General features: G+C 40.5%; 18 protein-coding genes. 1 reads left to right on the top strand and 17 read right to left on the bottom strand.

The annotated features are described in order from the left end of the window. Window positions 1–38 precede the first annotated feature (38 nt). From RCG24_RS04620 to RCG24_RS04550, 15 genes are all read right to left on the bottom strand, one after another. Window positions 39–1,415 (bottom strand): aminotransferase family protein, encoded by a 1,377-nt coding sequence (locus RCG24_RS04620; protein ID WP_308078413.1) that lies wholly within the window; start codon window positions 1,413–1,415, stop codon window positions 39–41. 80 nt (window positions 1,416–1,495) lie between these two features. Continuing rightward, window positions 1,496–2,953 (bottom strand): Na+/H+ antiporter NhaC, encoded by a 1,458-nt coding sequence (nhaC, locus tag RCG24_RS04615; RefSeq protein ID WP_202651583.1) that lies wholly within the window; start codon window positions 2,951–2,953, stop codon window positions 1,496–1,498. 40 nt (window positions 2,954–2,993) lie between these two features. Then, window positions 2,994–3,668: a DUF1028 domain-containing protein gene (locus RCG24_RS04610; protein ID WP_308078412.1), complete on the bottom strand. Its 675-nt coding sequence runs from the start codon at window positions 3,666–3,668 to the stop codon at window positions 2,994–2,996. 77 nt (window positions 3,669–3,745) lie between these two features. Continuing rightward, a complete protein-coding gene (locus RCG24_RS04605; RefSeq protein ID WP_308078411.1) occupies window positions 3,746–4,198 on the bottom strand; it encodes a RidA family protein in 453 nt (150 codons plus the stop codon). Between the two features lie 124 nt (window positions 4,199–4,322). Further along, window positions 4,323–5,021, bottom strand: coding sequence for an ABC transporter ATP-binding protein (locus tag RCG24_RS04600; protein WP_308078410.1), 699 nt, complete (start codon window positions 5,019–5,021; stop codon window positions 4,323–4,325). Further along, complete coding sequence (locus tag RCG24_RS04595) at window positions 5,014–5,808, bottom strand: ABC transporter ATP-binding protein (protein ID WP_308078409.1); 795 nt, start codon at window positions 5,806–5,808, stop codon at window positions 5,014–5,016. Before RCG24_RS04595 ends, RCG24_RS04600 begins: the two co-directional genes overlap by 8 nt. Further along, entirely contained in the window at window positions 5,801–6,823 is a 1,023-nt protein-coding gene (locus RCG24_RS04590) for a branched-chain amino acid ABC transporter permease (protein WP_308078408.1), read from the bottom strand. Before RCG24_RS04590 ends, RCG24_RS04595 begins: the two co-directional genes overlap by 8 nt. 13 nt (window positions 6,824–6,836) lie before the next feature. After that, window positions 6,837–7,703: a branched-chain amino acid ABC transporter permease gene (locus RCG24_RS04585; protein WP_308078407.1), complete on the bottom strand. Its 867-nt coding sequence runs from the start codon at window positions 7,701–7,703 to the stop codon at window positions 6,837–6,839. 10 nt (window positions 7,704–7,713) lie between these two features. Further along, window positions 7,714–8,883: an ABC transporter substrate-binding protein gene (locus RCG24_RS04580; RefSeq protein WP_308078406.1), complete on the bottom strand. Its 1,170-nt coding sequence runs from the start codon at window positions 8,881–8,883 to the stop codon at window positions 7,714–7,716. Window positions 8,884–8,920: 37 nt separating this feature from the next. Beyond that, window positions 8,921–10,387 (bottom strand): 4-hydroxyphenylacetate 3-hydroxylase family protein, encoded by a 1,467-nt coding sequence (locus tag RCG24_RS04575; RefSeq protein ID WP_308078405.1) that lies wholly within the window; start codon window positions 10,385–10,387, stop codon window positions 8,921–8,923. A 237-nt stretch (window positions 10,388–10,624) separates the two neighbouring features. After that, window positions 10,625–11,605, bottom strand: coding sequence for a hydantoinase/carbamoylase family amidase (locus tag RCG24_RS04570; protein ID WP_308078404.1), 981 nt, complete (start codon window positions 11,603–11,605; stop codon window positions 10,625–10,627). A gap of 46 nt (window positions 11,606–11,651) precedes the next feature. After that, a complete protein-coding gene (locus RCG24_RS04565) occupies window positions 11,652–11,963 on the bottom strand; it encodes a hypothetical protein (RefSeq protein ID WP_308078403.1) in 312 nt (103 codons plus the stop codon). 77 nt (window positions 11,964–12,040) lie between these two features. After that, on the bottom strand, window positions 12,041–12,607 hold the full coding sequence (locus tag RCG24_RS04560) for an FAD synthetase (RefSeq protein ID WP_202651600.1): 567 nt from the start codon (window positions 12,605–12,607) through the stop codon (window positions 12,041–12,043). 27 nt (window positions 12,608–12,634) lie between these two features. Then, complete coding sequence (locus RCG24_RS04555) at window positions 12,635–14,098, bottom strand: 4-hydroxyphenylacetate 3-hydroxylase family protein (protein ID WP_202651602.1); 1,464 nt, start codon at window positions 14,096–14,098, stop codon at window positions 12,635–12,637. Between the two features lie 20 nt (window positions 14,099–14,118). After that, window positions 14,119–14,592, bottom strand: coding sequence for a flavin reductase family protein (locus RCG24_RS04550; protein WP_235887805.1), 474 nt, complete (start codon window positions 14,590–14,592; stop codon window positions 14,119–14,121). Between the two features lie 260 nt (window positions 14,593–14,852). Between RCG24_RS04550 and RCG24_RS04545 the strand changes: the two genes are divergently transcribed. Continuing rightward, window positions 14,853–16,154, top strand: coding sequence for a helix-turn-helix domain-containing protein (locus tag RCG24_RS04545; RefSeq protein ID WP_308078402.1), 1,302 nt, complete (start codon window positions 14,853–14,855; stop codon window positions 16,152–16,154). Between the two features lie 57 nt (window positions 16,155–16,211). On the opposite strand, the gene RCG24_RS04540 is transcribed toward RCG24_RS04545, so the two are convergent. Together RCG24_RS04540 and RCG24_RS04535 are read right to left on the bottom strand one after the other, a co-directional pair. Beyond that, a complete protein-coding gene (locus tag RCG24_RS04540; RefSeq protein WP_308078401.1) occupies window positions 16,212–17,432 on the bottom strand; it encodes an MFS transporter in 1,221 nt (406 codons plus the stop codon). Between the two features lie 248 nt (window positions 17,433–17,680). Continuing rightward, a complete protein-coding gene (locus RCG24_RS04535; RefSeq protein WP_202651609.1) occupies window positions 17,681–18,004 on the bottom strand; it encodes a hypothetical protein in 324 nt (107 codons plus the stop codon). Between the last annotated feature and the right edge of the window lie 69 nt (window positions 18,005–18,073).

The raw sequence follows: 18,073 nt of genomic DNA, 5'->3' as shown, positions 1-18,073 counted from the left end.
AGACAAACGGATATTATCTCTGACATGCCCTATTGGGATTAAAGTGTTTTTTCAAATGCAGTTAGTGCATCATCTACAATACTAATAATCTCTTCTACTTCTTCTTTATTAATAATAAGAGGCGGTGCAATCGCAACAATATTCTTTCCTTCTTCAAAATCAGCCGCTCTTAAGATTAATTTATTGGTAAAGCAATGCTCAACAACAAATGCTGCGGCCCGAATCGATTGTTCAAAAGGTGTGTCAGTATCAGGATCGGCTTGCAAATCAAAACCAGCCAGCAGTCCAACAGCTCTTGGTTTAGCAAAATGTTTATGTTTATCACTTAAATAGTCAAAGCCTTTTTTCAGAACCTGTTCCATATTTTTGGCGTTTTCAACAAAATGATCACGTTCGATAATTTCCAAGTTTTTCAAAGCTACAGCACAGGCAGTTGGGTGACCACTGTACGTGAATCCATGTCCAAGGATTTGATCGTATTCTACGACGGTATCTCTGATTTCCTTGTTAACTAATACTCCGCCTAATTGGGCATAACCGCTGGTGATTCCCTTTGCCACACTCATGATATCAGGTACAACGTCCCAATTTTCAACGCCAAACCATTTACCGGTACGACCAAAACCACAAATGACTTCATCAGCAATTAATAAAACATCATTTGCTGTACACAGGTCTCTTACAGCCTTTAAGTAACCATCTGGAGAAACATGAACCCCGCCGGCACCTTGAACTGGCTCTAAAATGACCGCAGCAATATTTTCCGCACCTACCTTTTCAATCGTGTCACGGATACAGCCTTCATAGTTTGGATCAGTTTTATCACCTAGCTCGCAGTTAGTAACATGGCCACGTGCATGTAAAATATCGCTATCCTTTGAACCTGCAAAGCTATGGAAGGCATCGATTCCAGTAGCCGTACCAGCAGATACAGTAGCTCCATGATAGCTGCGGGTAATCGAGATAATTTTCTTCTTCGTGGGCCGCCCCTTCAAATTCCAGTAGAATCTGGCCAATTTGAAGGCTGTATCATTGGATTCAGAGCCGCCGGATGTATAGAAAATGGCGCTTAAATCGCCAGGGGCAATGGAAACAACCTTCTCAGCCAAACGGACTGCATTCGGATTGGAATAACTATAGAATGAAGAACTATATGCAATTGTGCTCATTTGATTATAGGCTGCTTGTGCCAGCTCCTGATTTCCGTGACCTAGGTTGACATTCCATAGCATGGAAACGCCATCAATGTACGTATCACCCTTTACATCCGTTACCCTAATTCCTTTCCCTTCTTGAAAAATAATTTTTGGACCTTTTTCTAAAAATTGCTTAGGTACCGTTGTCGGGTGTAAGTAATACTTCTTATCGATCTCAATTAATTCTTGAATTTGTGATAATGTTTGTGGGTTTGCCATTCTTTAAAACCTCCTAATTAAAATATGAATGAAATATTTCAGCCATCTGGATGCAGTCTTGATAATATGTTTCTAAATACCTATGAAGTTGGTACGCTGGATTCTTTTGCCCCATCGATTACAATCCCCATCTCTGCCTGTTCCTCCGGAGATAACCGGTTAATCCTAAAATTAAAATATCCATATGTGATGGCCACAAATGTACTTAAATAGCAGAAAAAGGCGTATGGAGCATATTCAAGTGCGGAAACTCCCAGCACTGAGTACATGAAAATCCCACAGGTCGTCCATGGAAGCAGGCAGGCTGTGACTGTTCCACAATCCTCCAATGTACGGCCTAATAATTTTGGATGAAACCCACGTTTCTTATATTCATTCAAATACATTCTTCCTGGTATGACCACAGACATAAACTGATCACAGCCAACAACATTTGACGCAATACAAGTACCAGCAGTTGCTGAGATTAAGCTGCCTGTTCGTTTTACTCTATTAAGTAACGCACCAAGAATGGCCTCCAATATTCTTGCCTTTTCAAGGGTAGCACCAAATGATAACGCAATGAGAATTAGTGAAACCGTATACATCATGCTCTGGATTCCACCCTGATTTAATAGTTCATCTGTCACTTCATTCCCGGTTTCAATTGTAAATCCATTGTTCATAATCGAAAGCATATCACCTAGTGGTGCTTGCTGAACGAATACGGCAATTAATGCTCCAATGATGACTCCGATTGATAATCCAGGAATAGCGGGAATTTTTAGCACAAAAATTAAAACAATGATTAGGAGTGGAATTAATAACAGAGGTGAAATGACAAAGTTGTCTGAAAGAATTTTCTGAATTTCCGCAGCCTGTGATAAATTTGCCCCATCGCTGTGAAATTTAAAGCCAATAAAGGTATACAAAAGAAGTGAAATAATGAGTGTCGGTAATGTTGTATTCATAAGATTTCGGATATGATCAAAAAGGTCGATTCCGACTACTGCTGAGGTAAAGTTTGTCACATCTGATAGCGGACTCATTTTATCGCCGAAATACACACCTGAAACGACTGCACCGGCAACCATTGGCAATGGTATTCCTAATCCCTGGCCGATACCCATTAAGGCAACACCAATTGTCCCGGCAGCAAACCACGCATTCCCCGCCATGCTCACAAATACTGAAATGATACATGCGGTTAACAAATAATAGGTTGGTGACAATATCCCAATTCCGTAATAAATCATAGAAGGAACAATTCCTGCCGCCACCCAGGAACCAATAAACGCCCCAATAATAACTAAAATAAGTAATGCCTTAATCGAAACACTAATTGTTTTCGTAATCTGCTCTTCAATAGAATGAAATGAATGGCCCAGTTTTAAAGCAACTAATACCGCGACAACCGTACTAAGCAAAAGCGGCACATGTGGATCAGCTCCATAAACACCAATTCCAAAGGCAAGTGATACACCCATAAAAACAATAGGAATTAATGCAACCCAAACCGATGGTAATTTATCCACGTTATGATTGTTTTCCTTTTTCATTCACTTCCTCCTCACATTCGATATGAAAGGCTCCCAACTTTTATTCGTCACCCTTCACCCCGTAGGAAGGGGCTGCTTCAGGGTACACGGCTCTAGCTTCGTAGTCATTTGCCTGGGGTTCGTATATTTGCCAAAGTTTCTTTAAATCCTCAAGTGGCTGTTCACTATAATCTATTCTTAAGTCAACATATGGAAAAGTCTGATCTCTATAGACTAAAAGCCCGATTGAATGCTCTTGGTCAAGTTCTCCACCCATTTGAAACCCTTTTTCGATTGCCGAGATTAATCTTTCTGCTAAAGGCTGGCCTTCCAATTGTAAAAATACCCTCCCCATAGCTTCAGGAATGGTTGGATCACTTAAAAGATTGCCGATACTGGCAACATTTTTATTGCAAAACTCTCCATGCACACCTAATGCTTTACTACCGGTAAATGCAGCTGAGTTACCTTTTGCATCAACCACTGCCAGCTGCCGATATTCCGGATAAGGTGAAGCCCCCTTCATTGAGCGAATTGCCGACTCGGCATCAAAACCGTTTTCTAACACTGAAAAGCCAATGGTTGCCAACCTTGAATCTGTTACATTTTGGGTTAAGATAGCACCAACCCCTGATTTCGCCCATGGGCATCTTGCACCAACAGATGGACTGCTAGAGGTAACAATTGCCCCGAATTCCCCTGTTGTGGCACAACGTCCCGCAACCGAAAATGTCATGAAAAACCCTCCTTAAGCAATAAAAAATATTTATGCACCATGCAAATAGTAATAATTAACTGTAATAAATCTAATCCCTATTCACTAATAACCGCTTCTACATCAATCTCCATTAACATTTCCGGCATCGCCAAGCCGTTTACGATCAACCCTGTGCTGCATGGATAAACATCTTTAAAATGCTTAGCAATGACAGGATATACTTTGCTACGATCTTCCCGATGCAATAAATAAACGGTAATTTTGCAAATATCTTTTACTGAAGCCCCGGCCTCTTCCAGTAATTGCTTTACACAAGTACAAGCCACCTCGGCTTGGGCTGCTGCATCGCCAATTCCATGGAAGTTACCATTCAGATCAAATCCGGTTTGACCTCTTAAGAAAACCCGATTTCCTGCGCGGACAGCCATGCAAAATTCATTTGCAATATGATGTTCCGGCTTCCCTAAATGTTTTGGATAAAACTGCTCCGTTTTAAACTTACGAAATCTCTGAATCTCTACTTTTTTCGTTTCACCATGGATTGACATTTTCAATATCCTCCCCATAAATTAGATTATTGTTATTTAAAGAATAAATCCTTTTATATACCTTAAATGTAATTTAAAATATATTCAGAAAATTGTCAAGTTTTAAAAATAACCTTACCTTAGATTAGCCTAAATAAGATCGTTGTACAATCTCGCTTTGCTTCAGCTCTTCTTTTGTTCCTTCACCAGCTAATCGGCCTGCCATTAATACATATCCCCTGCTGCAAAAATCAATAGCCATCTCCGCATTTTGATCTACTAACAGAATCGTCGTCCCCTGCTTATGCAACTCGGTGATTTTATCATAGACTTCTAGAACTAGTTTCGGCGATAAACCCATGGACGGTTCATCAAGCAATAATAGTTTTGGGGCCGTCATCATCGCACGGGCAATAGCCAGCATTTGCTGTTCCCCACCCGAAAGTAATCCCGCTAATTGATTTTTTCGATCCCTAAGAATAGGAAAAGGCTCGGTAACTTCTTCAGCTCTTTGTTGCCGCTCTTTTGCAGGTAACGTATAGCCGCCTAAGATTAGATTATCCCAAACAGAAAGTAATGGAAATACATGCCTGCCTTCAGGAACAAGTGTCATACCACGACTCACAAGCTTAAAAGTTTTTTCATAAATGATCGACTGCCCATTTAGTAGAATGTCTCCACTTTTGGGCCGCAGTTCCCCAATGATCGTTTTCAATAGCGTACTTTTTCCCGCGCCATTCGCACCTATTACCGAAACGGCTTCATTCTCCTCTATCTTTAAACTAACATTGTCTAAAGCACATATTTGCCCATAATATGTACTTATATTTTGTACTCTAAGCATTGGCTTCAGCCCTCCCCATATATGCTTCAACTACTGCTGGATGGTTTTGAATCACTTCTGGAGGCCCTTCAACCAATTTTTCGCCAAAATTGATAACTGTGATTTGGTTCGACAATGTATTCACTAAGTGCATATCATGAGCGATAATTAAAATGGTAATCCCCTGTTGATTCACCTGTGAAAATAACTGCATCAACTCCTTCGTTTCTTTCTGATTCATCCCTGCTGTAGGCTCATCAAGCAGTAATAAACGTGGATTTGTTGCTAAAGCTCGAGCTATTTCCACCCTTCTTTGATTCCCATAGGATAATTTTGCGGCATATTCATTTCGCATATCCCACAACCCGACAAACTGCAAAATTTCTTTAATTCGGTCCTTTGCCTGACGTTCCCTCTTCCGAAATTCATTGGAACGAAATAATGCTGGCAGAAGTTTTCCGCCTGTTAATAAGTAGGTTCCAATTAAAACGGTTTCAAACACTGTCATATCTGGAAATAGACGAATATTTTGGAACGTCCTAGAAACACCATACTGAGCAATTTTATCCGGTCGTAAAGAAGTGATGTCATGATTAAATAATTTTATTTTCCCTTCGTCGGGAGCTATTACGCCTGTAATCAGGTTGAACAATGTACTTTTCCCTGCACCATTTGGGCCAATTATGGCATGTATCGCATTCTGGGTAACGGAAAATGATAAATTATTCACGGCCTTTACACCCCCGAAAGCCTTAGAAAGACGCTCGACAGTTAAAATGGCTGTATCGTATCCCTTTTCATTACTCATAGCCTAGCCCCTCTTTCTCGACTGATGATTTCTCAATCAGTATACTTCTTTGAAGGAAACGTCTCTTTATTATTTGGATTAATCCCATGATCCCTTTAGGGAAAAACATGATCATAATGACTATCAAAAATCCGTAGATTAACATTCTTAGTTCTGGTGTTTCCCGTAATGCTTCCGAGGAAATCGTCAGAATGGATGCTCCAATAATGGCACCTGCGATGGAGCCTTGTCCGCCGATCATCACCATCGTTAAAATCGTGACAGACATACTAAAAGTAAAGGTTTCGGGACTGACAACATGCAGAAAATGAGCATATAATGCCCCCGCTGCACCACAAAACGTAGCAGAAATCGTAAACATCGTCACTTTCGTCTTAAATACGGGGATTCCCATAGCTTGGGCAGCTAATTCATCATCACGAATCGCGGTACAGGCGCGACCAAAACCCGACTTAATCAAAAGCCTAGTAATCAAAATTCCGAGATACACAAAAATCAATAGCAGAGGATAATAATCATGATATTGAAGAAACGGGAATTCAAATCCCCCCAGCTTAATGGTTGGCGGTGCTGGAATTCCTGCTATCCCCATCGGGCCGCCCGTTAAATCTGTCCAGTTGAGAAAAATAAGCCAAATGATTGTCCCAAAAGCAAGGGTAGCCATAACAAGATATTCCTCGATTAACTTTAACCCAATAAATCCAATGATAAATCCAATAGCGGCCGTGATAACAATCGAAAATGGAAGTGTTAACCAAAATGATAAGCCTACTTTTTTAGCAACGATCGCTGCTGTATAGGCACCAATTCCAAAAAATGCCCCATGACCGACTGACACTTGACCGGTATAGCCAACAATTAAATCCAGGCCTAAAGCAAGCAGGGCGTAAATTAATATAAGATTAATAATGTACATAATGTATGGATTTGTGATTGCAAACGGTAGGAGAAATAAGGCGATTCCAACGATAATGAGTATGATTTTTTGAAAATATGATTTTTTCGTTTGTTCCATCCCTCTTCCTCCTTTAAACCTTTTGTTGGACAATTTTCCCAAAAATACCCTGGGGACGGACTAACAAGATAAATAACAGGATAACCATTGCCACTGCATCACGATAGCCGGAGGAAATAAAGCCAGCTGCAAAACTTTCAATTATTCCCAGCAGCAGTCCAGCAACCATGGCACCTGGTATATTTCCCATGCCGCCCATAACCGAGGCTGTGAATCCCTTTAGTCCAGCAAATATTCCCATGGTAGGATAAACCAAAAATACCGGACCTACTAGAATCCCGGCAAGTGCCCCGACTGCAGAGCCAATGGCAAAGGTTACAGAAATCACCTTATTGGCATTGATCCCCATTAATTGCGTTGCACTGATATTTTGTGATGCGGCTTGAACTGCTTTCCCCATAATTGTCCTATTCATGAATAGCTCTAAAACCATCATGACAAGAATCGTTAAGATGATGATAAAAATATAGTGTTGATTGATCATCATATCGCCTATTTGGATATTTTTATAGAGAAATGGCGATGTTAATCTCTCCGGAGTTGCCCCCCAAATATATTGAGCTAGATTTTGTAGAAAGATAGATATCCCAATGGCGGCAATCAATAAATTTAATTTTGGGGCATTTCGCATCCTCATATACACTGCTTTTTCCATCAAATATCCCAAGAGAGCACCCGCCAGAACGCCGCCAAGGTATGCTAACCATATTGGAGTGTCCAATAATAAAAGATAAAGGGACACGAATGCCCCTCCCATATATACCTCACCATGTGCAAAGTTTATAAAACGAAGCACATTCCAAACCATTGTATAACCAATTGCCATTAAGGCATAAATACTGCCAAGGACAATTCCATTTATTAATTGATCGAAAAACATCTTTACCACCCTATTCCGATTCTTTTATTACGACAAAGTCACCTTTTTGTACCTGCATAATCATCGGGGAATTGGAACGGTCACCATTTTCATCAAATCTAATCGGTCCTGTAATCCCTTTATAATCAATATTTGCTAATGATTCGCGAGATTTTTCAGGGTCACCCTTCCCTTCTTCCAATGCCTTAGCAAGGACCATTGCGGCATCATAAGCAATAGCGGTATTGGCTTGTGCTGGAATTTTATTTTCTTCCGCTATTTTTTTAAATTCCTTCATTTCTTCCGTATCCGCGTTTAAGTCAATCATCGAGGCAAAAATATGATTTTCAACAGCAGCCCCGCCCAATGTGATTAGCTGCTGCGAATACATTGAATCATCCGGTGAGAAGAATTGAACCTTTAATCCGGCCTGTTTTGCTTGTTGTTCAATTAAGGCCACCTCATTGTATAAGCCAACTACCATTACGGCATCTGGATTAAGAGTTTTAATCTTTGATAATTGTGCGGAGAAGTTTTTATCACCGGGGTTATATTTTTCGGTTGTAACAAATTCCACCCCGAGATTTTTTGCTGATTCTTTTGCGGCATCATACATAGTGATTCCATAGTCAGTATTTTCAAAGAGAGCAGCAATTTTCTTTACTTTTTTCTCCTCGGCCATATATTTCAAAACCGCTGGAACATAAACAGAACCCGTTAAAATGACCCGGAAAAGATATTTATTACCCGTCTTAGACAAATCTGGGCTTGCCCCCATGTTTAAATGAAGTACCTTAGCCGGTCCCGAAACATCTTGAGCCGCCAGTGTAGGGGAGGAATTATATCCTCCAATTATGCCTTTTACGCCATCATTCATAATCATTTTGTTGACAACAGCTACCGCTTCTGATGGTGTTGCTTTATCGTCTCCAACAATCAGTTTTAGTTGTTTTCCATTGATTCCGCCTTCACTATTAATTTTTTTAATCGCAAGCTCTACGCCATTTCTCATATCCTGTCCATATTGGGCATTGTCCCCCGTCATTGGTGCTTGTAGCCCTATATTGATCGTTTCACCTTCTTTTGATGAGGAACTTCCACCTCCTGATGTTGATTTAGTAGCCGAACACCCGACTAAAAAAACAGCCAAAATGATAAACAGGGATAGTTTTTTTATTGGTAGTTTTTTAGACAATCTCACCTTTAACCCTCCTTAATCCAAACTCTCTTTTTGTAAGTTACAAACTTTTAATAGATGAGTGTTTATTCTTAAGCCCTGCTGCACGGCGCACTAATTCACGTTGTGGGGCCATGTCGAAATTGTTATAAACGGCCATTTGTTGAGCGAATGGCGGACTTTGAGCAAATAATTCAAACGTTGTCCGGTGCCCTGCGTAAGCGGAATTCAATAAATCTCTTGCAAAATAAAGTAATTTCCCACGATCCTCGGGTGTCCACTCTCCTACAGAATAATACTGATCGAAATATTGTTTGATTTTCGGATCAGCCATTGTAGTAGAATCAGGAGTTACTGCCAGTTGACCGCCCACAAGCTCTCTTGTTAAATGAGCCATTGCTGGAAAATTAGCAAGGGCAAATACGCGCCCCGTATATAAAAGTGATTGATTCGGCATCATTAATCCGCCGGGACTTCTTTCCGCCTCGGCAACGGCTGCCGTTAAATGAGCGTTTATTCCTTCACGGTAATTGATGAGCTGAGAAATTTTCTCTTTTACTGCTTGGAGTTGATTTAGACCAGTTTGTTCAACATTTAATAGAGCGGTTCCGATTAAGTAATCGGCTCTGCGGAGCATTCTAAGGGTGTAATTAAAAGCAGAATAACGATGAAGTGTAGAACGGATGTAAGCGGCTGATTCTAAAGAACGATGAAATAGTACATTTTCCCATGGAATTAAAACATTATCAAAAATAAGTAGGGTGTCAATTTCCTCAAATTTTGTAGCAATTGGATAATCGGTTGAATTACGATCTGCTCCGAGTGATGTACGGCAAATATGCTTTAAACCAGGGGAACCCATGTCACAAATGAAACCGCAGGCGAATGGAGCCATTTTTTCTGATCCCGCATTCCAGTCAAGGATCGTTGGTTTGACAAAGGCCTGGTGGGCATAGGCAGCCGCTGTTTCAAATTTCGCCCCCTTGACCACGATGCCTTGATCATTTTCTTCAACAACGTGAAGTAAAGTTCCCCCATCTTTCCCGCTGAATAATTTACTTCTGTCCCCTTTTGGATCTGTATTTGCGGAAACATGGAAAAGATCTTCTCTGGCGACACGATCAATGTGGTAGCGAATATTTTTGGCGTAGGTGGGGTCGATTTCGTTTAATTTATCTTGAGCATCATACAAAGACCACATTTCGCCAATGGTTTCATCTCCGACCCGGTAAACGACACCGCCAAGATCATCCAAAACGGTTTCAACGTGTTTTCGAATGGCGGCCAGATCTTCATTTGTTTCTGGTGCTTTGTATGCTCTGGAAACCACCTCACCATCCACCAGTGTGGTCGTTAGTACAGGCTTAAATTTTTCTTCAAAAGCCATGTCGTACATTCTTGCTTTTACATCGATGATGGGCTTAAATGATGGGTGCTCGGCGACATTTTTCACCTTTTCCCCATCAATATAGACTTCCCTACCATCATTTAATGACTCGCGGTATTGCTCACCTGTCATTAAAGTCATAAATTTACCTCCCTCTGAACACTAAATGATAATATCTTGCTATTTTCGGATTTTGTCTTTATTTATTCTTTTAATTAAAAAATAACATCATTGTAGTAATAATGTCAATTAAATTTTCAAAAAATTCTATATTTTATAAACTAAACTTTTTTATTCCTTTTTTCTAAAATCCACCAGAAATCATCAAAAAAAGACTATCTCCTTTTAAGGACAGCCTTCAACTAATCAATCGTAATTCTACTTATTATTTACTTGGAGTTGGTCCTTCGTTTCGGGTAGAGCCCGGTCTAAGTTGATGATTCCATGTAAGATTAAATTTCCTGCTTTTTCGATGTCAGCAGGTTCACTATATTCCTCCGGGCAATGGCTTTTTCCAGCTATACTTTTAACAAAAACCATCACTGATCTAGTGATACTGGCCATATGAGCGGCGTCATGAACGGCCATACTAGGCAAAGTCAAATACGGTTCATTCATTTGCCTGGCCGTATTTTCGAAAATAGCTGCCAATTCTTGATCCAAAACTACCGGTTTTTGATCAAGAATTACCTCTTTATGAAGTTGGACGCCTCGTTTTTTCATTATCTCTGCCCACACCTCTTGGATGGAGTTAACTGCCAATTCAATCGTCTCCTCTTTCTCCGCCCTGATTTCCAAAATAAATTCGACCTCTCCCGGAATAATATTGGCTGCATTCGGTGTTACCGCTATTTTTCCGACTGTTCCAACCACATTCCCTTTCTCCCTGCAATATCTTTCAACCTCAAGAATCATTTCTGCGGCGGCAGTAAGGGCATCTATTCGATTCACCATCATCGTCGTACCGGAATGATTTGGTTCGCCAATCACTTTTATAAAACTGCGATATGTCCCGACGACGCTATGAATAACGGCCATCGAAATATCGGCACTTTCCAGCCTTTTCCCTTGTTCAATATGCAGTTCAATAAATGCTTTTTTTTCAGCTTGCATGTCCTTCATTGCTGGAAATTGGTTCAGTCCACCGCCGACCTTTTTTAATTCACCATTCAAAAGAGCTCCTGTTGAATCCCGAGATTCTTTTAATTGATCCGCTGTAAGTTTTCCGACGAATGAGCGGCTGCCAAAGGTGGATAAATTAAAATCATTGGATTCTTCCGCAGTAAAAGAGACAATTTCAAGATCGTGATCAAGATTAACTTTATTTTCAATAATTGTTTTTACAATTTCTTTTGCCATGAGGACTCCAAGAGAACCGTCATATTTCCCTCCATTTGGTACTGAATCAAAGATGAGAGCCAATGACAAGACTACCGTTCTTTTTCCCGTTACCTTTCAGTTTTGCCCAAATATTGGCTGCACCGTCTATCGTTACAGTGAGCCCCATTTCTTCTAACTCTTTGATAAACATTTCGCGGACTTGATGATCAGCTGATGAAAAACTCGGCCTGGTGATTCCCCCACATTCATTTTTTCCGAACTCTGCATACTTCTCTATATCTACTAATAAACGATGTAAATTTATTTTCAAACTGCCATCCCTCACTTTCTGGTTTATTTCTTGCAGATATACATTTCCAGCCTTGCGAAATTCCAATCGGGAACTTTTACTTGCAAAAAACAGGAAGCAACAATTAGAAGTTCTAATTGCTGCCTTCCTTTTGCTACATTTTTTTAAACAGCGTAATTTTTTCCTTCTAGGAAAGAAATATATCGAATATCTCCCAATAAGTTTTTTGCTAATGAATAATTTCCCTGCTGTAGTAGCATTCGAATACGGGTTGAAGAGATTAACTCACCATGTTCACATTTCAATGGCTTTAAAACTCCAACCTTAAAGTGGCCTTTTAAATCCTCTATCGTTCCTTTCCGATCTTTACCAAATTGGAAATTTGGACCCTCCCATATTTCAACCGGGTCCAAAAACTTTAACTCATCAATAAAGTCTGACACCGTCTTTTGCATAAATGCTTCATTAAATTTCCCAACAATCACATGATCTACGCCAAGCATCTCAAGCCGGTTAAGCTTTTCCTCCAGTGTCGTAATCAGAGTACCTTTTTGAAAAAACACCTTTGGGGGCGGATCAAAGGTATACACCACGAAGGGAACTCCCAGCTCTGCCGCCCGTTCTTTTGTTTTTAACAATAATGCTTGATGCCCCCGGTGGACACCGTCAAGGGCGCCGATTGTGAGTGTCGATGCAGGGAGTCTTAACCTGCCTGGTGTATGAATTTCCAATAGAAAAAACTCCTTTCGTTGGACAATTTAGATGCTGACAACCGGTTCTTTCTTTTTAAGTCCAGCAGCGCGGCGCACTAATTCACGCTGTGGTTCCATATCGAAGTTATTAAATACAGCGGCATACTGGGCAAAAGGTGGACTTTGAGCAAATAATTCAAAGGTGGTTAAGTGGCCTGCAAAAGAAGAATTTAACAGATCCCTAGCAAAATAAAGTAATTTTCCGCGATCCTCAGGTGTCCACTCCCCAACCGCATAATATTGATCAAAATATTGCTTAATTTCCGGATCGGCCATTGTCGCAGTATCCGGAGTAACCGCCAGTTGTCCGCCAACAAGCTCTCTAGTTAGATGCGCCATTGCCGGGAAATTTCTCAAGGCAAACATGCGACCTGTGTAAAGAAGGGATTGATTCGGCATCATTAACCCGCCGGGACTTCTTTCTGCTTCCGTTACAGCAGCCGTTAAATGGGCATTAATCCCTTCACGGTAGTTAATGAGCTGGGAAATTTTCTCTTTTACGGCTTGAAGCTGATTTAAACCTGTTTGTTCAACATTTAATAATGCGATCCCAATTAAATAATCAGCTCTGCGCAGCATTCTTAGGGTATAATTATAAGCAGAATAACGATGAACAGTAGAGCGAATATACGCGGCTGATTCTAAGGAGCGATGAAATAAAACATTTTCCCAAGGTATTAAAACGTTGTCAAAAATAAGTAGGGTGTCAATTTCATCAAATTTCGTGGAAACCGGATAATCCTCCGGGTTTTGGCCTAACCCAAGCGGGGATCGACAAATGTGCTTTAATCCCGGTGAGCCCATATCACAAATAAAACCACAGGCAAATGGTGCCATTTTTTCTGACCCAGCATTCCAATCCAAAATGGTTGGCTTGACAAAAGCCTGATGAGCATAGGCAGCAGCTGTTTCGAATTTCGCTCCTTTGACGACGATTCCTTTATCATTCTCCTCTACAACATGAAGCAAGGTTCCTCCATCTTTGCCACTGAATAATTTGCTTCGATCGCCTTTTGGATCGGTGTTGGCTGAAACGTGAAAGAGATCTTCTCTTGCCACTCGATCAACGTGATAACGAATATTTTCAGCATAAGTAGGGTCAATTTGATTCAATCGATCTTGAGCATCATATAGTGACCACATTTCACCGATCGTTTCGTCCCCTACTCGGTATACGATCCCTCCGAGGTCATCCAATACTGTTTCTACATGCTTTCGTATTGCTGCCAAATCCTCTTTACTTTCCGGAGCTTTATATGCTCTGGATACAACTTCGCCATCCGGCAGTGTGGTAGTTAGTTTGTCAGCTAACTCCTTTTCAAATGCCATATCATACATTCTCGCTTTTACATCAACAATTGGTTTAAACGCTGGATGGTCTGCGACATTTTTTACCTTTTCCCCATCAATATACACTTCTCTTCCATCATTTAATGATTCACGGTATTGCTTTCCTGTCATTAAACCCATTACACATTCCTCCTAAAATATTAAAACTCGTTAAACTGACCAAATTTTCCCCGATAGTAGACTAATGGTTCTCCATCAGCTGCCTCTGCGGTTTGAACCTCCGCTAAAAAAACGGTATGGGTACCACCATTCACTTCTTCTACCACTCGACATTCAAGAGTTGCCAATGTATCTTCCAAAACTGGATTCCCTAAATGACCGCAAGTAAAATCAATTTCACTAAATTTGTCTGTATTTGCCCTTGCAAACCTCAGGGCTAACTCTGTTTGTGTTTCCTTCATGATGTTTACGGTAAATGTTTTGGCATTTGCAATGGCATGACATGTTCCCGTATTTTTATTGACACAAACAAGCAACATTGGCGGTTCAACAGAAACAGAACTAACAGCACTAGCAGTAATCCCAAAATCAATTCCGTTATTCCTTACAGTGATTACGGATACACCAGTCGTGAAGTGTCCAATTACATGCTTGAATTGAGTTTCATCAATCAAAGTTGTAACCCCCTGGTTCTTGTTTATTCCACTCATTGATAAATGCCTCTCCTTTCAATTATGGAAAAATTCTTTATATATTCCTTTAATAAAAATATACAGATATATCCCAAATGTGTCAACAGAATTTTCAAAAAATTCATTAAAATATCCACGAAAATATTCTTTTTTCTATCTGAAAAAGTGGAGAGGAAATTAATTCCTTATTCATATCGTTATTGTTATAATTAAATAACAAACTATAATTGGGGGAGAGAAATTTGAAACCAAGAGCAGGAATTATTGGACCAGAAGATACCGTCCAACTTATTTCTGAAATAGCAGTTGAATATCGAGACCGCCTCCAACCGGTTCCATTTATTTATCAAAATACAGATCAAGCAGCGAGTATTTTTCAACAAAATCAGCAACTAGTTGACTTTTGGATTCTTGCAGGACCCGCCCTGTTTATTGAGATTCAAAAAAGTGGCATTAACCAACCGTTTTTTCTCCTGCAATTGGACGGTGCCAGTTTAACAAAGACTTTAGTAGAGATTGGCTACAATGATAAAAAGCAGCTTGAATCTGTTAGCATTGACATGCTTTCAGAGCGGGACGTTTATGAAACTTACCGAGATCTTCGGATTGCTAGTAACCATGTCCACGTTCATGAGTATACAAATGAAACTCCAATTGAAAATCTTTTATCCTTTCATCAACAACTTTATCGGGAAGGTAAAGTAGAACTTTGCATCACTTGTTTGCGCTCCATCTTTGAACAGCTATGTTCCCAGAATATTCCCACATATCGGGTTACACCAACGAGAAGCAATATCCGAGAAACATTATCAACAGCAATTCAACAATGGGAAACAATACACTTTAAACAATCACAGATTGCAGCAATTCTTGTAAAAGTGCAAGGGATGGAAAAGAAAGATAACCATAATATGGTGTCTTATGATTTGCATCGTCTAAATTTGAAGATTCAAGCTGCAGTTCTACATTTTGCAGAGACTATCTCTGGTTCCTTTGTCTCGATTGGAACTGGAATATTTTTAATTTTTTCAACAAGGGGATCTTTACAAAAAGGTAAGAAACCAATTAGTTTTCTGTTAGAAGAATTGGCGCTAATTTCCGATTTTTCAGCAAATATTGGAATTGGCTATGGTGATACCGCGCTTACGGCTGAAGAAAATGCACGGCTTGCCTTAAATCATGCTCAAAACTATGATTCTTTTAGCGCTTTCCTTGTAGATAACACTGGAACGATTGAAGGCCCATTAAAAGAACAGGAGTCAATCACTTACCAATACCGGACAGAGAATAAGGAAATTAGTGAAAAACTGAAACATTGCGGAATAACTATAACAACATTTAACAAAATTTTATCGGTTCAACAAAGAATGGGTAACGGTTCTATCACTGCTAATCAAATTTCGGATTGGCTTAAAATGACACCTAGAAATGCCCGCCGAATTTTAACAGGGTTAGTCGAGAATGGCATTGCCGATATCATTGGTGAAGAAGCCCCTACCTCTAAAGGAAGGCCGAGGAAAATATATCGAGTTAATCATTTTTAAATATAAAAAGAGGAAGGCACCAAGTGAAAAATCACATGGTGCCTGGTAGCGATTCTTTTATATCGCTTCTGTTAATGTTTTAATAGGCTTCTTCTCCTCGACTTCCCCTTTTCCCAGACTTAGCATGGCGATAAAGGAGATGCAGTATAGGATAGCGAGGTAGGTCATGGCGACGGTAACGTTAGCATGTTGTAAGATGAATCCTACCAGAATTGGTGATAGTCCACCCAATGCCCGGCCAAAGTTGAAAATACTGTTGGTCGCGGTGCTGCGAACTTCGACTGGATAATAATGACTGATTAAAGCACCGTAGCCGGCAAACATTCCGTTCGAGAAAAATCCGACGACCGCTCCGCCAATTAACACCCCGGCTGCTCCAGTCGCAAAGGAGTACAAGTATACCGCCCCGGCTGAAGCAAAAAGGAAGATACCGAATGCTTTCTTCATTCCCAGTCGGTCGATAATTTGTCCGAATGTTAACATCCCGGCAATCATCCCAACAGCCGTACTAATCGTCCAAAGGGCCGAACCTGAAACCGAAAGTCCTTGTGATTTCTGGAGGATCGACGGCAGCCAGATCATTAAGCCGTTATAGCCGGCAATTTGCACCGTGGCCATCACCGCTAAGGCGACGGTCGTAAAGGCTATTCTTGGGCTGGAAAATAACTCCTTGACACTACCTTGCTTTTTCACATGCTGTTTTTCTCTTTGAGCTGCCAGCCATTCAGGTGATTCATTTAAATTTTTCCGGACAAAGAAGGCGAATATAACCGGAACAATTCCGACGAAGAATAATCCTCTCCAGCCCCATAGCGGTAAAAGGATGGCACTTAAAAGAGCCGCGAGAATCACCCCGAATTGGGCACCGATACTTACATAAGAAGAGGCCCGTCCCTGCTTATTCTTTGGCCATGCTTCGGCAACCAATGTCATCCCGATTCCATATTCGCCGCCCGCTCCCAAGCCGGCAATAAACCGAAAAATATAAACTTGCTCTACATTTGTTGCTAATCCGGTTAACGCTGTACCGATGGCAAATAATAAAACGGTATACGTGAACACCTTTACCCTGCCAAATTTATCAGCTAAGATTCCGAAGATAATTCCTCCAAACAGCATCCCTAAGTTCGTAATTGAAGAAATTAGACCGCCCGTTGCCATGTCCAAATGAAATTCCGCAATGATCATCGACATCGCAAAGGAAATAAACATGATGTCCATACCCTCTAACGTTAACCCTGCTACTGATGCTACAACAGTTTTTTTCTGATAATCCACTTTTGTCAGTCTCCTTCCAAGCCTCTCAGGACTATGATTTAAAGAATTCGGGCAAAAATAAAATGCCCTTTGATCCGATAGAACAAAAGGGCATTCATACATACAGTTTCATATATACGATCATTACTTTCGCCCTTTTTGGCCTCTCTGGACCAGAATTAAAGGAAAATTTTCTTTATTATCTTAGCACTTCGACAACACTATGACAATACAAAACTTTTAAAAAATGGATCTTTCACATTGTTCTGCTATAAAACCGCCTCAATATAATTGCCAAAACCCTTTTTAATTTCCAGACCTTGCTTTTCTAAGCCCTTCCAAATCTCTTGGTCGAGACGGTATGGGCTCGTTTTCTGCAGTAAGAAAGCCTCCTCCTCCGACAGTTTTACACTATAATCCCGCTCCCCATATTTTACAATCAGTTGATAGTCTTGCAGTTTCATGACCAGTACCTCATACTGTTGATCCCATTCCTTTAGCTGCCGCTCAATACATTCGGCAACATACAACAGAAATTTTTCGACATTCAAATCCCGCGCCTTTAAGGTCCTTGCATAGCCGTTAATATTCACGTTCGCTTTCCCCTTCCGTTTTAAAAAATAAAACCCCCTTCTGCATTGGATCCAAAAGGGGGTAAAAGC

This window comes from Neobacillus sp. OS1-32 (assembly GCF_030915425.1).
Lineage (GTDB): Bacteria > Bacillota > Bacilli > Bacillales > Cytobacillaceae > Neobacillus > Neobacillus paridis.
Note: the sequence above shows the minus strand (reverse complement) of the source record. Positions and strands in the feature narration are given on the sequence as shown.

Bases quoted from the DNA above. Each gene is read 5' to 3' on its own strand.
- RCG24_RS04620 (WP_308078413.1), bottom strand. From the start codon at position 1,415: ATGGCAAACCCACAAACATTATCACAAATTCAAGAATTAATTGAGATC.
- nhaC (WP_202651583.1), bottom strand. From the start codon at position 2,953: ATGAAAAAGGAAAACAATCATAACGTGGATAAATTACCATCGGTTTGG.
- RCG24_RS04610 (WP_308078412.1), bottom strand. From the start codon at position 3,668: ATGACATTTTCGGTTGCGGGACGTTGTGCCACAACAGGGGAATTCGGG.
- RCG24_RS04605 (WP_308078411.1), bottom strand. From the start codon at position 4,198: ATGTCAATCCATGGTGAAACGAAAAAAGTAGAGATTCAGAGATTTCGT.
- RCG24_RS04600 (WP_308078410.1), bottom strand. From the start codon at position 5,021: ATGCTTAGAGTACAAAATATAAGTACATATTATGGGCAAATATGTGCT.
- RCG24_RS04595 (WP_308078409.1), bottom strand. From the start codon at position 5,808: ATGAGTAATGAAAAGGGATACGATACAGCCATTTTAACTGTCGAGCGT.
- RCG24_RS04590 (WP_308078408.1), bottom strand. From the start codon at position 6,823: ATGGAACAAACGAAAAAATCATATTTTCAAAAAATCATACTCATTATC.
- RCG24_RS04585 (WP_308078407.1), bottom strand. From the start codon at position 7,703: ATGTTTTTCGATCAATTAATAAATGGAATTGTCCTTGGCAGTATTTAT.
- RCG24_RS04575 (WP_308078405.1), bottom strand. From the start codon at position 10,387: ATGACTTTAATGACAGGTGAGCAATACCGCGAGTCATTAAATGATGGT.
- RCG24_RS04570 (WP_308078404.1), bottom strand. From the start codon at position 11,605: ATGGCAAAAGAAATTGTAAAAACAATTATTGAAAATAAAGTTAATCTT.
- RCG24_RS04555 (WP_202651602.1), bottom strand. From the start codon at position 14,098: ATGGGTTTAATGACAGGAAAGCAATACCGTGAATCATTAAATGATGGA.